Origin of the sequence: Blautia fusiformis (assembly GCF_020686995.1) — a bacterium.
GTDB lineage: Bacteria > Bacillota > Clostridia > Lachnospirales > Lachnospiraceae > Blautia_A > Blautia_A fusiformis.
The window spans coordinates 38,257-53,072 of sequence record NZ_JAJEPT010000021.1 but is presented as its reverse complement, the minus strand read 5'-3'; the positions used below and the strand labels follow the sequence as shown (position 1 = coordinate 53,072).

At 44.2% G+C, this 14,816-nt stretch carries 11 protein-coding genes and 1 tRNA gene; 11 read left to right on the top strand and 1 reads right to left on the bottom strand.

Annotated elements, in window-relative coordinates; translation table 11 throughout:
• The first annotated feature begins 167 nt into the window (after positions 1–167).
• Positions 168–238, top strand: a tRNA-Trp gene (locus LKD46_RS15020).
• 178 nt (positions 239–416) lie between these two features.
• Complete coding sequence (locus LKD46_RS15015; protein WP_147238621.1) at positions 417–1,178, top strand: SAV1803-related protein; 762 nt, start codon at positions 417–419, stop codon at positions 1,176–1,178.
• Between the two features lie 378 nt (positions 1,179–1,556).
• Here the strand turns inward: LKD46_RS15015 and LKD46_RS15010 are convergent, their stop codons facing one another.
• Positions 1,557–2,150: a 50S ribosomal protein L25 gene (locus tag LKD46_RS15010; RefSeq protein ID WP_161209943.1), complete on the bottom strand. Its 594-nt coding sequence runs from the start codon at positions 2,148–2,150 to the stop codon at positions 1,557–1,559.
• Between the two features lie 648 nt (positions 2,151–2,798).
• Here LKD46_RS15010 and LKD46_RS15005 point away from each other — a divergent pair.
• The 9 genes from LKD46_RS15005 (at position 2,799) to LKD46_RS14965 (ending at position 14,786) form a co-directional block, all read left to right on the top strand.
• On the top strand, positions 2,799–3,935 hold the full coding sequence (locus LKD46_RS15005) for an ABC transporter ATP-binding protein (protein WP_059086348.1): 1,137 nt from the start codon (positions 2,799–2,801) through the stop codon (positions 3,933–3,935).
• A 79-nt stretch (positions 3,936–4,014) separates the two neighbouring features.
• Positions 4,015–4,878, top strand: a complete 864-nt coding sequence (locus LKD46_RS15000; RefSeq protein WP_015525321.1) for a carbohydrate ABC transporter permease — start codon at positions 4,015–4,017, stop codon at positions 4,876–4,878.
• Positions 4,878–5,795, top strand: a complete 918-nt coding sequence (locus LKD46_RS14995; RefSeq protein ID WP_022427089.1) for a carbohydrate ABC transporter permease — start codon at positions 4,878–4,880, stop codon at positions 5,793–5,795. Before LKD46_RS15000 ends, LKD46_RS14995 begins: the two co-directional genes overlap by 1 nt.
• Before the next feature lie 143 nt (positions 5,796–5,938).
• Positions 5,939–7,300, top strand: a complete 1,362-nt coding sequence (locus LKD46_RS14990) for an ABC transporter substrate-binding protein (protein WP_022427090.1) — start codon at positions 5,939–5,941, stop codon at positions 7,298–7,300.
• A 212-nt stretch (positions 7,301–7,512) separates the two neighbouring features.
• Positions 7,513–8,889: a sugar transferase gene (locus tag LKD46_RS14985; RefSeq protein WP_227574316.1), complete on the top strand. Its 1,377-nt coding sequence runs from the start codon at positions 7,513–7,515 to the stop codon at positions 8,887–8,889.
• 82 nt (positions 8,890–8,971) lie between these two features.
• Positions 8,972–9,715, top strand: a complete 744-nt coding sequence (locus LKD46_RS14980; protein ID WP_022427092.1) for a glycosyltransferase family 2 protein — start codon at positions 8,972–8,974, stop codon at positions 9,713–9,715.
• 114 nt (positions 9,716–9,829) lie between these two features.
• Positions 9,830–11,194, top strand: a complete 1,365-nt coding sequence (locus tag LKD46_RS14975) for an acyltransferase family protein (protein ID WP_015525325.1) — start codon at positions 9,830–9,832, stop codon at positions 11,192–11,194.
• 7 nt (positions 11,195–11,201) lie between these two features.
• On the top strand, positions 11,202–12,503 hold the full coding sequence (locus LKD46_RS14970; RefSeq protein WP_015525326.1) for an adenylyltransferase/cytidyltransferase family protein: 1,302 nt from the start codon (positions 11,202–11,204) through the stop codon (positions 12,501–12,503).
• A 3-nt stretch (positions 12,504–12,506) separates the two neighbouring features.
• The gene (locus tag LKD46_RS14965; protein WP_118609217.1) at positions 12,507–14,786 is read left to right on the top strand and encodes a LicD family protein; all 2,280 of its coding nucleotides are present in this window, start codon (positions 12,507–12,509) and stop codon (positions 14,784–14,786) included.
• The last annotated feature ends 30 nt before the right edge of the window (positions 14,787–14,816 follow it).

Genomic DNA, 14,816 nt, shown 5'->3' with positions numbered 1-14,816 from the left:
GTGGTAACACATGGAGCTGACTGTTACTAATCGGGTGAGGGCTTGACCAAGAAACGCAGGTTAAGAATTGATTCAAAGAGTTTGATTAACGATCAACAAGCATGTATGTAGTTTTGAGAGTACAATGTAAAAGAATTTGTGGCCAACAGCCACTTTTTCTTGTATATAGGGGATTGGTCAAATGGTATGATAGGGGTCTCCAAAACCTTTGGTGGGAGTTCGATTCTCTCATCCCCTGCTCCTTAGGAGCCTGAAAGCCTTTAAAATCAAGGCATTCAGGTTCTTTTGTTTTGTCCAAAAAGGGCAGGGTACCAACTTTGGGGCCCTGCCAAAATCCAGACAAAAAGGAGGTTGCACGTCAAAGATTTCTTCCCCGGTATGATTGCAAATTAGAACATTTTGAGCAAGAGATGGAAATGAATTACGATGAATTTGTGTCATATTTATTAAAGAAATATGGACCAGCTAAATATGATTATTTTACAAATGCTACTTGTAAAACTAAAAGTAAGCGAATTTCAAGAACTAAAGAAGGGTTATTTTGTCATCATATAGATGAAGATAAAGGCTATATGCTTTCGCATACAGGATGTGCATTAGAACAACCGTTTGAGTACCAAAAAGCAGAACGTCTAGTTTATTGTAATTATATTGAACATTTATTACTTCATATATTGATTGGAAAAAACGCTTTTTGGTCTAAACATCAAAAGTTAATTGTACCTAAGCAATTTTCTTATTTCATTGTTCCAGGTGTTTCTTATATTTGTTCAGAAATAAATTTATTGTATGACCAAAATGGAAGTTCTGTAGAATGGAGAAATAGGTGTTTTAAAGAAATAGAAAACAATTTTGAAGATTATATTTACATATTAAATTCATTTATTCAATATATAGTGGACAATTATTCCGGAAATATAAATCAAAAAGAAATTATGGTGGGACAACATCTTATCCACAAAGAACTGGGAGAAGGCATCATTACTGATATAGATGGTGAAGAAATATTTTCGGAAGTGACTATTCAATTTGCAAATTGTAAGAAAGTCATTTATAGAAATCAGATTGATAAAGGAGATTATCATAAGGAAATAAGGAACATTAAAGAGAACCTTGCTTCCGATACATATAGTAATGTGATAATAAAATCTGTATATAATCGTTTAGTAGTAGAGTGAGGTTAAGAAACAAGGCGAAGCCGATACGCCGTAGGGAAGTTTTTGACGGAGCGTTTATAGATCGCTAACAAAAATTTATTAAGGAGTGTTGATATGTGTCAGGCTGTACAGGAAATGTGTGATGATGCAAGAGCAGATGGCAGAACACAGGGGGTACAGAGGGCGAAAGTATTGGGCTTCAGAAACAGGCGCTGCTTACCGCACAGAAAATGCTCAAAGAAAGCAGATTTACACTGGAAGATATCTCTAATTTTTTCGGGTTGCCGCTGGATGAGATAAAGAAATTACAAATGAAATAACATTCTTAGAATTATGTAAACAAAACCAAGGGATTGCCACCAAGCAATCCCCTGAAATATTTCATATGAAATTATAAAATTATTTCGCTTCAGCTTCAGCGCCTTCAGCGTCCTCATCCTCTTCCGGAGCTGCCTCATACTCACCGATATGAACAACAACTGCATCCTCAGGAGTGATGAAGTGGACGTGTTTGCCTTCCGGGATCGGGAGGTCTTTTACATGGATATCACGGACGTCTGCAGGATAGCCGTTGAAGTCGATGACGATGGTGTCAAGAAGGTTGGACGGATCTGCTTTGTAGTGAATCTCTTCCATCTCCTGCTCAACGATACCCTGAACCATGTCGGTGTGCTCCAGTTTAACAGCGACTGTTGTGGAAACCTTCTCACCGGCTACCAGTGCCTGGAAATCCAGAGCCATCAGCTGTTTTTCAATTGGATTATAGTCAATATTTTTTACCAGGGCATCAACTTTTTCGCCTTCGATGTCCAAGTAAACCTGTGTACCTTCTTTATTTGCTTTAATGAATTTGGCTGCCTCGGCACCGTTAAACTGAAGTGCTACAGGCTCTTTCATTTCTTTTCCACTAAGAATTCCTGTGACGTAACCCTCACGTCTTAATTTTTTAGCTTTTACATTCGGGTTTCTTTTCTCTGCTTTCAATGTGATCATGTCAAATTCCTCCTCCTGATGCATGGATTCCGGTAATGTTGCTGTTCGCGCTGTTCGCAGTAACACGAATTCTGCATTTCTTTTCTGACTGGGATTATTATAGCACTTCTCGGACGAGGTGGCTAACAAAAAGTTAGAAAATTTAAGAACAATATTTTGTATTGTTTAACTTATGTACAAAACTTCAAGGGTAAAATTAGACAAAAACAAAGCATATATTTGAGATTTTACAGAAAAAATTAAAATAACATAAAAAATTGCACAAATTAAGTGATCATAAAAGCCTGAAAGTTGGCATTTATCTGGAAGAGAGGCAAGTATTAAATATGAATATTCTATTTTTATTTGATTCAGATATGCGAGGAGACGGGAAATATCCATATTGCTGACATATTGGAGAGAGCTGTTGTGATCAATGTAATAAAAATTGGAAGATATGATGCAGGACAGAGATGACGGCGAAAGAAGGTGGCAACATAACACGATGGGTATTTTACTCTGGAGAAAGAATTTAACGGAATTGCATATAATTTCTGAAACAATTTAACATACAATTCACAAAGCTTTATCTCAATCACGATATCTGAACAGCCGGAAAAATCCTATACTACAAACTATGTGAGCGAGAGAAGAGAAAGGAGATAAATAATGTCAGAAATTGCACTTAGAAATGTATGTAAGCAATTTGATTCGGAGCATTACGGTGTGAAGGATTTTAATCTTGATATACATGATAAAGAGTTTGTGATCTTTGTAGGTCCGTCCGGATGTGGAAAATCCACCACTTTGCGTATCATCGCAGGCTTGGAGGAGATCACAGACGGTGAGCTGTGGATCGACGGTGAGCTTTCCAATTATCTGGAACCGAAGGAGAGGGGAATGTCCATGGTGTTCCAGAACTATGCCTTATATCCGAACATGACAGTTTATGGAAATATGGCATACGCCCTGAAGATCCGTAAGCTTCCGAAGGATGAGATCGACAGAAAGGTCCATGAGGTGGCAAAGATCCTGGAGATCGACCAGCTTCTTGACCGGAGGCCGGCGGCTCTTTCCGGCGGTCAGAAACAGCGAGTTGCCATTGGAAGTGCAATTATTCGGAAGCCGAAAGCCTTTCTCATGGATGAGCCCCTTTCCAACCTGGATGCAAAGCTCCGTGCTCAGATGCGTGTGGAGCTTGTGAAATTACATAAACAGCTGGACACCACCATTATTTATGTAACGCACGACCAGACAGAGGCCATGACTCTTGGGACTAAGATCGTGGTCATGAAGGATGGTCTGATCCAGCAGGTGGGAGCGCCGCAGAGTATTTATGACAATCCGGTAAATCTTTTCGTGGCAGGCTTCCTTGGTTCTCCGTCCATGAACTTTTTCCGGTGTACGGTAAAAGCAGAAGAAAATAATCGCACGGCCCTTCTTCTGGATGATGCCAAAACTGTGAAAAAGGTTTATCTGGACGGAACCAGAGGAAAACAGATCGCAGACAGATATAACGGCAGACACGTGATCCTCGGAATCCGTCCGGAGGATATCTACGAGCTGGACGAGGCGAAAAAGCTTGGTATTGAAAATGAAAGCGTAGATGTAGATGAGCCTGTAGTAAACCGCGAGATGCTGGGAGCGGAAGTGATCCTCTATTTTGATGAGCAGGGCAAAACCCTGGCAGTCCGCTTAAGTCCGGAAAATCAGACACAGGTAGGGGAGAAGGTTTCTCTGTATTTTGATATGGAGAAGGCCCATGTGTTTGATCCGGAGACAGAAGAAAATATTTTTGTGTCATGAATTTATGTCACGGAAAAGCTTGAGTGCAGGCAGATCAGCCTGTAAATAGAATCTGATTATGCAAGGAGGAGAAATAGTTATGGAAAATAACAGCAAAAGCAAGATCACACCGTACTTATATCTGGTGCCTTGTATGCTTATTTTTGGAATTTTTCTGTTTTATCCGTTTGTGAAAACAATTTATTTAAGTCTTTACAAGACCAACAAGATGGGACAGGCAAAGCTGTACGTTGGTCTGGGCAATTATAAAGAGCTGCTTCAGTCAGCATCCTTTATCAACAGTCTGAAGGTAACGCTGATCTTTGTGCTGATCGTTGTGGTCGGCGGCATGCTTCTTGGTCTGATCGCAGCAGTGCTTTGTAACAAGGCGTTTCCGGGAATCCGGGTGTTCAGTACATCCTATGCTCTGCCAATGGCTATTGCATCCAGCTCTGCAGCAATGATCTTTCAGATCATGCTCCACCCGGCAGTAGGTATTGTGAATAAGCTTACCGGCCTGGATATCAACTGGCTGAACGATCCGAACACGGCTCTGATCTGCGTAGCCATTCTTACTGCGTGGCTGAACAGCGGGATCAATTTTCTGTATTTTTCCGCAGGACTCGGAAATATTGATGAGACCATTTATGAGAGAGCTTCTGTGGATGGAGCCAGCAGTGTGCAGCAGTTTTTCAGCCTGACGCTTCCGGGACTTTCCCCGATCATGTTTTACACACTGGTGGTAAATATCATACAGGCATTTCAGTCCTTTGGACAGATCAAGATCCTGACAGAGGGTGGTCCTAATGAGTCTACCAATGTTATTGTTTATTCCATTTACAGGGATGCGTTTTTTAACTACCGCTTCGGAAGTGCGGCAGCCCAGTCGGTTATCCTGTTTGTGATCATCATGATCATCACACTGATCATGTTCCGTATTGAGAAGAAGGGAGTGAATTACTGATGAGCCAGATGGAAAATATGGCAGTCCCGGCAGTGGGAAATATGTCAAAAGAGGAGCTTCTGGAGCTGAAAAAAGCTATGAATGCAAAAGCTCTTGCAAAGAGAAGAACAAGAACAGCACTCCGTGTTACGGCAAATGTTGTGTTTGCGGTTCTGATCCTGCTTCCATTGCTTTATGCCATCAGTATTGCACTGATGCCTTCCAGTGAACTGTTTACTACAGAGTTGAATCTCTTTCCCAAGAATCCGACCTTTTCCAACTTTATCAATGCATTCCGCACCGTTCCACTTCTCCGATTCATATTGAATTCCTTTATCATGGCGGGATGCATTACCATCGGACAGATCATTACCTGTTCTCTTGCTGCTTTTGCGTTTTCTTTCCTGGAATTCAAAGGAAAAGGTATTCTCTTCATGGTTGTGATGGCAACCATGATGGTTCCGGGAGAGGCAACGATCATTTCCAACTACCTGACGGTATCAAGCTGGGGAATGCTGGATACTTATCAGGTACTGATCGTGCCTTACCTTACATCCGCAATGGGAATTTTCCTGTTCCGCCAGTTTTACATGACTTTCCCGATCTCACTGTATGAATCGGCAAAGCTTGACGGCTGCAGCAATCTGAAATTTATCGTAAGGATCCTGCTTCCGCTGACAAAATCCGCTATTGGCGCTATGGCAGTGTATACCTTTATCAACGCATGGAATATGTACATGTGGCCGCTGCTTGTAACAGGCTCCAACAATATGCGAACCGTTCAGATCGGTATCAGTATGCTGGATAGTGTGGATTCACAGTCTATCACCCTGATGATCGCAGGCGTTGTTATGATCATCATTCCGTCCATTTCCATCTTTATCGTTGGACAGAAGCAGCTGATCAGAGGAATGTTCTCTGGTGCAGTCAAGGGCTGATATCGGAGCAGGCAGCAACCCTGCAGCATCCTGCTGTAAGGGGAAAAATAATGCAAAAAGATACTGCAAAGTCGTAAGACGGGCAGTTCATCTTATATAAAAAAATGAAAAAAGAGAAAATTTTTCAAGAGGAGAAAAAAGTTATGAAGAAAAAAATCATCGCAGCTTTCCTTACTACAGCAATGACTATCGGTTCTCTTTCCGGAGTAACTGTATTCGCCGCAGATGCCGGCACAGATGAAAAAGTGGAAATGGCAGATGCTTCCGATGTAGACGGAACTACCATTACCTTCTGGCATTCCATGGGTGGTGTCAATGGTGAGGCAATCGATACACTGGTAAAAAAATTTAACGATGAGAATGAATACGGAATTACTGTAGATGCTCAGTATCAGGGTGAATATGATGATTCCCTGAACAAGCTGAAAAGTGCACAGATCGGAAACATGGGTGCGGATCTTGTACAGGTATATGAGATCGGAACAAGATTCATGATCGATTCCGGATGGATCGTGCCTATGCAGCAGATGATCGACGCAGACAGCTACGATGTATCTGAGATCGAGCCGAACCTGGCTGCATACTACACCATCGACAATGAGCTGTACTCCATGCCATTCAACTCTTCCACACCGATCATGTATTACAACAAGGACATGTTTGATAAAGCAGGCATCACAGAAATTCCGGACAGCCTGGAGGGCATCGGTGAGATCGGACAGGATCTTCTGGACAAAGGCGGCGCAGGCGAGGTAATGTCTCTTGGAATCTACGGATGGTTCTTCGAGCAGTTTATCGGAAAGCAGGGCCTTGAGTATGCAAACAACGGAAACGGACGTAAAGAGGCTGCTACAGCTGTTGCTTTTGACGAGAATGATGCTGCAAAGAATATCCTTACAGCATGGAAGGATCTTAACGACAAGGGCTTCGCACCGGTCGTAGGAAAAGGCGGCGATGCTGGTCTGGCAGATTTCTCAGCAGGAAAATCTGCGATCACTCTTGGCTCCACAGCTTCCCTGAAACAGATCCTTCAGGATGTAAACGGAAAATTTGAGGTTGGTACTGCATACTTCCCGAAGATCAAATCCAGTGACGAGGGCGGTGTTTCCATCGGTGGTGCATCTCTTTGGGCACTGAACAACAATGATCCGAAAAAGCTTCGTGCAACATGGGAGTTCGTAAAATTCCTGATCTCTCCGGAGTCTCAGGCTTACTGGAACGCACAGACCGGATATTTCCCTGTAACTGTAAAGTCTCAGGAAGAGCAGGTATTTAAGGATAATGTTGCAAAATATCCGCAGTTCCAGACAGCGATCGACCAGCTCCATGATTCTTCCGCCGACTATGTAGGCGCTCTGTTAAGTGTATTCCCGGAGGCAAGAGCTACCGTGGAATCCGAGATTGAAAGTATGCTCAACGGAAAAGAGGATGTGGATACAGCTGTGAAAAACATGGCAGATTCCATCAACAAATCCATCGAAGAGTATAACCTGGTGAATGAATAATTCGAAAAGGCGTGGAAACTGAAAAAGAAAAATAAATATATACAGCCAAAAATCCCCGGGTAAGCTCCTGGGGATTTTTGCTATAGTCACGGAAAAAAACATCCTGACAGGAAAATATCAGGAGAAAAATCAGAGGAATCTCTGGACGTAAGAGTATATATTGGCTATAATGATGAAGTTAATATCTACTCCTCAGGAAGGAAGAAAAATCTGTGAATAGAAGTAAAAGAGAAGATTATAAGAGATTTGTGGTATTTTGTCTGGCAAGTCTGATCGTGATCGCACAGGCAGCGATCTTTGCTTATGTATGGTATGATTTTTACAGTGACCTGATCCTGAAGCCATTCTGGAGAAAAGGTAACTGGGTAATGATCCTGATCTATGCGCTGATCTATCTGATGTTTGCCAAGCTTTACGGAGGTCTGAAGGTAGGCTATCTGAAGCGTATCGATGTATTTTATTCATTGACGCTGGCAACGATCTGTACCAATGTTGTGACGTATTTTCAGATCACACTGATCAACAGATGGTTTATGTCGGCCAGACCGGTGATCGAAATGACCGGAGTCCAGCTTGTTGTGACGGTACTGTGGATCTGGGGATCCAGGTATATTTACTCCAGACTGTACGGAGCCAGAAGGCTGCTGGTGCTCTACGGAGACCGTGATCCCGGTGATGTGATCCACAAGATGAACACTCGAAAGGATAAATACGATATCAGCGGTAAGGTTCATATCCGTGAGGGCGAAGAGAAGATCCATGCCATGATGGAAGATTATGAAGGCGTGATCATCTGGGATCTTCCGTCCCAGATCCGAAACAGGTATCTGAAATACTGTTTTTCTCATTCCATCCGTTGCTATATGAGCCCGAAGATTTCCGATATCATCCTGCTTGGAACAGACAGGATCCATCTGTTTGATACGCCGCTTCTGATGTGCAGGAATCAGGGACTTTCCATGGAGCAGCGTGCAGCCAAGAGAGTTCTGGATATCATTGTTTCCGGACTTGGGATCATCGTATCCTCACCCATCATGCTGATCATTGCCATTGCGGTGAAGGCTTATGACGGCGGTCCGGTATTTTATCTCCAGGATCGTCTTACCTATCAGGGAAAGGAATTCCGCATCCGGAAATTCCGAAGCATGTGTGTGGATTCCGAGAAGAACGGGGCGCGTCTTGCATCCAAGCACGATTCCCGTATCACACCGGTAGGACATGTTCTGCGTAACCTGCATCTGGATGAGCTTCCCCAGCTGTTTAACGTGTTTATGGGTGATATGTCTCTGGTAGGTCCACGTCCGGAACGAGATGTGATCATGCAGGAATATGAGCAGGAAATCCCGGAATTCCACTATCGTCTTAAGGTAAAAGCCGGACTGACCGGTTATGCTCAGGTATATGGCAAATATAACACCACACCGTATGATAAGCTGAAGCTGGATCTGTTTTATATTGAAAATTATTCATTCCTTCTGGATATCAAGCTTCTGTTTATGACTGTAAAGATCTTTTTCCAGAAAGAAGTTTCCGAGGGCGTGGATGATAATCAGAAGAACGCTCTTAAGGATTCCGAAGACAAAAAATAAGTAACGAAACGAAATGCGTGTCAGGCTGCGGCAGATCATCCTGACGCGCATTTTGTGGATAGAGAGGACGGAGGTTGTTTTTATGGAAAAGCCGTTGGTTTCCGTAGTGATGCCCGTATATAACGGGGAAAGATATATTGGAAAAGCGATCGAATCAGCACTGGGACAGGAGGTTCCGGTAGAAGTGCTGGTCATTGATGACTGTTCTGCAGACGGCACAGAACTTGCTGTAATGAAATATATGGACAGCGGAAAGATCCGTTATATCCAAAATGAACAGAATATGGGGGCTGCCCGTTCCAGAAACCGGGGCGTAAAGGAAGCCCGGGGAAAATATATCGCATTTCTGGATGCGGATGACTGGTGGGAAAAGGGCAAGCTGAAAGCCCAGACAGAGGTTATGGAACAGACCGGCTGTGCGATCTGCTCCACCGGAAGAGAGCTGATGACGCCGGATGGGCGCACTACCAGCAAATATATTCCGGTAAAGGAACGGATCACATACAGGGAGCTTCTGAAGCATAACAGCATCAACTGTTCTTCCGTATTGCTGCGCAGAGAAGATGCACTTGCGTTTCCAATGGAACATGATGACAGCCATGAAGATTACATTACCTGGCTCCGGATCCTGAGAAAGGGAGGATTTGCAGCAGGGATCAACAGACCTTACCTGAAATACCGGCTCAGTGAAGGGGGAAAATCCAGAAATAAGCTGAAGTCTGCGGCAATGACTTATCAGGTGTATCGGTATGTGGGATATGGTCCGCTGAAGAGTCTGTTTTTCTTTGTTTCCTATGCGCTCCACGGGATATGGAAATACCGTTGAAAAATTCTGGAAGAGGTGAATAATTCTGACATATATTAATTCTTTATTTCCAAATTCATAAATATATGTTATTATTTATTCATACTTTTATCAAATATTACAAGGTGGAAACAAATGAAACAGAGAACGGATAGCCAGGGAGTTCCGTATTCTTACCTGGTCGATAACATTAAAGTAGTACTGATCTTTCTTGTCGTATTTAATCATCTGATCGCATTTCAGCTGGTCAAGGTGGACATGGTGGTGCGTTATGTATGGTATGGGATCACCATTTTTCACATGCCTGCTTTTATTTTTATATCTGGATATCTTTCCAAGAAGCCACAGGATGTACTGAAGAATGTGAAGAATCTGCTGATCCCTTATATTCTTGGATACAGTCTGACCTGGTATGCTTATATCTGGACCGGCAGAAGCATGGATTATGAGCTGCTCCGTCCGTCCGGAACAGTTATGTGGTATGTGCTGGCATTGTTTATCTACAGGCTGACTATCGAAGCACTTGGCAAGATACGTTTTATCGTGCCTCTGAGCATTATTTTTGCATTGTGGGCAGGAACAAGACCGGAATTTACGACCTATCTTTCAAGCTCCAGGATTGTTGTATTTTTTCCGTTTTTTGTGGCAGGCTATCTGTGGAAGAGTGATTACACAGACGTGGTCCGTAAATTCAAGGGTAAATGGATCCTGCTCCTGGTTTCAGCCCTGCTTTTGTATGCAGTTCCGAATTTTATGATCGCCAATGAGATCCCGGTAGATATTTTCCGTGGGAATCATACGTATCAGTTATCGGGAATGGATGATATCACAGGAATGCTGATTCGCCTTCTGATGTATCTGGTATCTTTTGTGCTGGTGCTGACGTTTCTGGCATTGATCCCGGATGTGAAGCTGCCGGTTACCTTTGTTGGAAGAAATACCATGGGGATTTATTTTTTCCATTATCCGATCATGATCGTACTCAACGGCCTGCTTCTTCTCAGCATCCCGCAGATGCTGAATGTCTGGGTGCTTTTTGGAGTATCCTGGGTGCTTGTGCTGATCCTTGGAAGCAAGCCGGTATCTTTCCTCTACGGAGGGGTACTAAACCTGCTTACATTTATTCTGTTCAAACGTGAGAGGCAGGTGCAGGATGAAGGACTTGAGGATGAATATGATGAAGATGACCGTTATGAGATCATACTGAAAAGAAAGAAAGCCATTGAGGAGCTTGCGGCAACTCTGGACGAGGAGGATGCACGTAAGGTGAAGGACGATGTGGCGGCTGTACTGGAACATGAGACAGAAGAGACGGAAGAAATCCGTGGCGAGGATTTCTTTGTAGATGAGGATCTTGAGATGGAGGAAGGCATGGATGATGCCGGAGCTCCACAGGAATTTGAGCAGCTCCAGGACCTGGATGATATATTAAAGATCACAGAACCGCAGGGGGAAATGGAAGTGCTTTTGAAAAATAAAGAAGAGAAAGCGCAGGATTAAATTAATAATGAAAAAAGTCATTACTTACGGTACCTTTGATCTGTTCCACCAGGGACATTACAATATTCTGAAAAGAGCCAGGGAGCTGGGGGATTATCTTGTTGTGGGTGTCACCAGTGAAAGCTATGATATCGAACGCGGCAAGCTGAATGTACAGGACAGCCTTCTGAAGCGTATCGAAAATGTCCGCAAGACTGGTTTTGCGGATGAGATCATTGTAGAGGAATATCAGGGGCAGAAGCTAAATGACATTACAAAATACAATATCGACCTTCTGGTAGTCGGTTCGGACTGGCGTGGCAAATTTGATTATCTGAAGAATTACTGTGAGGTCGTTTATCTGGAACGTACCAAAAATATTTCCAGTACCAAGCTCAGAAGTGAGGGTATGATCTACAGCATGGGCATTGTTACGGATGATACAGAGGACAACGAAATGGTGATGGAGTCCAAGTATGTCAGCGGACTGCATGTAGAAAGTGTGTATTCCGAGGACGTTTTTGTTGCGAGAGAATTCTGTGACAGATACGAACTTGACTCTTATGGTACAGATTACGGACAGTTTCTGGAAGGACTGGATATCATTTATATCCGATCCGGTCTGAAAAACAGGGCAGATTATATCCGAAAGGCACTGGAATGTGATAAATATGTGATCAGTGACACGCCTATGGCTCTGGAGCCGGAAGAGATAAGAGAGCTGTTTGCACTGGCAAAGGCACATCAGGTTGTTCTGGTAGAGAAGCTTACCATGGTCTATCTGCGCGCGTTTACGCAGCTTGTCTGGCTGACACATGGAGCGCTTGTGGGAGATGTGGTAGCTGTAAAATGCGCGATTTCTCAGGATGATTTTGAGGGCGGAAAAAATTTCAGCGAAACAGTCAGCCAGGCGCTGTGTGCATGCATCAAGCTTCTCGGTAAGGATTACCTGGAGGTGAAGAGCAATGCGGTGAAAAGCAGTGACGGCTGCTTTATTTATGATATGATCACGATGAAGTATCTCCGGGCACTAGCGACCATTGAGATCGGAACAACGGTGGATGTGGAAAACGAGCTTGCGATCATCGGAACCAGGGGGCGTATCACCGTACCCGGTGACTGGTGGAATACCGGATATTTTGAAGCCAAAATAGAAGGTCAGGAATTCCTGAAACGCTACAGCTTTAATTTTGAGGGAAATGGTCTTCGCTATCTGCTTCAGGAGCTGGTCATCATGATCCGTGACAGACGGACAGAATGTACGAGATTTTTTTATGAAGAATCAGAAACTCTGGCTGAGCTTTTGAAAATAATTAATCAAAGAGGTTGACAGATGACAGAAAAACAGAAGCTTCTTTTGCAGCTCTTCCGGGAGGTTGACGCGATCTGCAAAAAGCATGATCTTAGATATGTAATGGCCGGAGGTACTCTGATCGGTGTTCTTCGAAATGAAGGCTTTATCCCATGGGACGATGATGTGGACATTTACATGCCCAAAAGTGACTGGGATAAATTTGTAGAAATATGTCAGAACGAGATGCCGCCGAACCGGGCGGTTTATTGTGCAGAAGTGGACCGTAATTATACCAACGGTTTTCCGCGCTACGGAAGTACGGATACCTGTGCGATCCACAAGCATCAGATCATAGGAGACGACAAGGCGGGTGAGATCATTGACGTATTGACTCTGGATCCCATTCCGGATGATGACCGTGAGTATGAGAAATACCGGGACCATATGATGATCTATACGGAACTTCTGAATATCAGCATGGTCGTGGGAGTCAGATGGGAAATTTCTCCCTGGCGGTATCTGTACTGGCTTTTCCGCTATACCTTCTGCGGAAAGGACAGAACCTTAAAGAAATTGGAGAAGATCATGTTTTCTTATAAAGAAGAGGAGTGCAGCCGCTATGCCATGCGATGGGGAGGCTGCCCGTTTCTTTTTGACAAGAATATGATGTTCCCTGTAAAATATATGGACTTCGAGGGCGAAAAGGTTATGATCCCTCACAGGACCAGCGATTATCTGATCTGGCATTACGGGGACGAATGGTCCTATATACCGCCTCATGGGGAAAGAGAATCTCATGAGTCTGTTGATGTTCCGGGCGCCAGCTATCAGGAGGTGCGGGATGAATATACGCCAAGGATCGACAAAAAACGTATCCGCAGACAGATGCTTTTCCGCAAATTCTACTGCCTTCTTATGGCAAAGGGAGACCATAAACAGGATGACAGACGAAGAAGGATCAAAGCCGGTGTTGTAGCCCGGGATGTGTCTGCCCGGCTGATGAGATCCGAAAAAACAGCGGAGACCCTGCTGAAAGAGAGAAGATATGATGTGCTTGGTGAGATCTTTGAGGAGTATTACCGTGTACAGCTCAGCATGGAGTTTATCGGGCGTGAGGATTTTAACGGGATCCGTCCGTTCTATCATCCGATCCTGATTCCGCTGGAGGATAAGGCTTTTCAGGCGGCCATGCTGACACTGATCTATCAGGAGCGTGTTTCCAAGGCATACCGTATGTACGAGGTACGCAAGAAAATGGATCATCTTACTCCGGAAATGGAGCAGACAGTGGAGGATATCCGCCGTTTCCGAAAAGCAGCCAGCCACTATGAATTTAAAGAAATGCAGGAAGCAGAGGCGATCGTGGATGATCTTCTCAGAAAATATCCGGATGCTCCGGGATTCCTGAAATTTAAATGCCGGTTTGTGATGGAGCGCCTGGAAGGACCGCAGAATGCTTCGGAAGCGGAGAAATTTCTGTCTTACTGCCTGAGAGTATTTCCCCAGGATGGATATTTTATGAAATATAAGGGGGATCTTCTCTGGAAAAAGGGCCTCCGGAACGAAGCAATGGCAGAGTATCTGAAAGCCAGAGAATGCACCAATAACGGCATTGTGCAGCTGGAACTGGATAAATTCCTGAAAAAACAGAAGTCCCAGGCGATCCGGGACTGTCGGGATCTGCTTGGAAGCCAGAGAAGATCAGAAGCACTCTCTCTGATGGAATTTTGGAGCAGACTGATGCCGGAGGATGAGGAGATCAGAGGCGCTCTTTATCTTGCGAAGGTATATTCCGTCCGTACAAAAGGGGAGCTGGAAGAGCTGGTGAGAGAGCTTTGCAAAGAACTGGGGATCACCGGTAATTCTCCAAGGGAGGGAACCCTTGAGGAGCCAGTGTACAAAGAGGCACTTACCTGTGCATGGCAGAGATTCGGCTATCCCAAAGCACTGGCAGAGGGCCGTACCAGGATCCTGTGCAGTGAGGAAGAGGGCGAGATGGAATATCTGGCAGAGGAGATCCGCAGCTTTCTGGTCCATAAGGAATGGCAGGGAGAGGTATACAAGCTTCTGGGAGATATCCGGAAGAAACAGGGGCGTACCCGGGAAGCCTTCGAAAATTATTTCCTGGCATTGGATCATGAGCCGCATCCCTATATAAAAAATGAGCTTTCCAGGATCTTCCTGGAGGATCTTTACGATGGAAGCCGGCGTACCGGATTTTTCGCAAAGAAGGCAGACGTGACAGAATTTCTGAACAGCTGGCTAGATAAGTATAAAAGTCAGGAGGAGCTTCAGGAGCTTCTGAAGCGGATCCTGTAATGACAGATCAACAGAAACGAGGCAGAGTGT

Bases quoted from the DNA above. Each gene is read 5' to 3' on its own strand.
- LKD46_RS15015 (WP_147238621.1), top strand. From the start codon at position 417: ATGAATTACGATGAATTTGTGTCATATTTATTAAAGAAATATGGACCA.
- LKD46_RS15010 (WP_161209943.1), bottom strand. From the start codon at position 2,150: ATGATCACATTGAAAGCAGAGAAAAGAAACCCGAATGTAAAAGCTAAA.
- LKD46_RS15005 (WP_059086348.1), top strand. From the start codon at position 2,799: ATGTCAGAAATTGCACTTAGAAATGTATGTAAGCAATTTGATTCGGAG.
- LKD46_RS15000 (WP_015525321.1), top strand. From the start codon at position 4,015: ATGGAAAATAACAGCAAAAGCAAGATCACACCGTACTTATATCTGGTG.
- LKD46_RS14995 (WP_022427089.1), top strand. From the start codon at position 4,878: ATGAGCCAGATGGAAAATATGGCAGTCCCGGCAGTGGGAAATATGTCA.
- LKD46_RS14990 (WP_022427090.1), top strand. From the start codon at position 5,939: ATGAAGAAAAAAATCATCGCAGCTTTCCTTACTACAGCAATGACTATC.
- LKD46_RS14980 (WP_022427092.1), top strand. From the start codon at position 8,972: ATGGAAAAGCCGTTGGTTTCCGTAGTGATGCCCGTATATAACGGGGAA.
- LKD46_RS14975 (WP_015525325.1), top strand. From the start codon at position 9,830: ATGAAACAGAGAACGGATAGCCAGGGAGTTCCGTATTCTTACCTGGTC.
- LKD46_RS14970 (WP_015525326.1), top strand. From the start codon at position 11,202: ATGAAAAAAGTCATTACTTACGGTACCTTTGATCTGTTCCACCAGGGA.
- LKD46_RS14965 (WP_118609217.1), top strand. From the start codon at position 12,507: ATGACAGAAAAACAGAAGCTTCTTTTGCAGCTCTTCCGGGAGGTTGAC.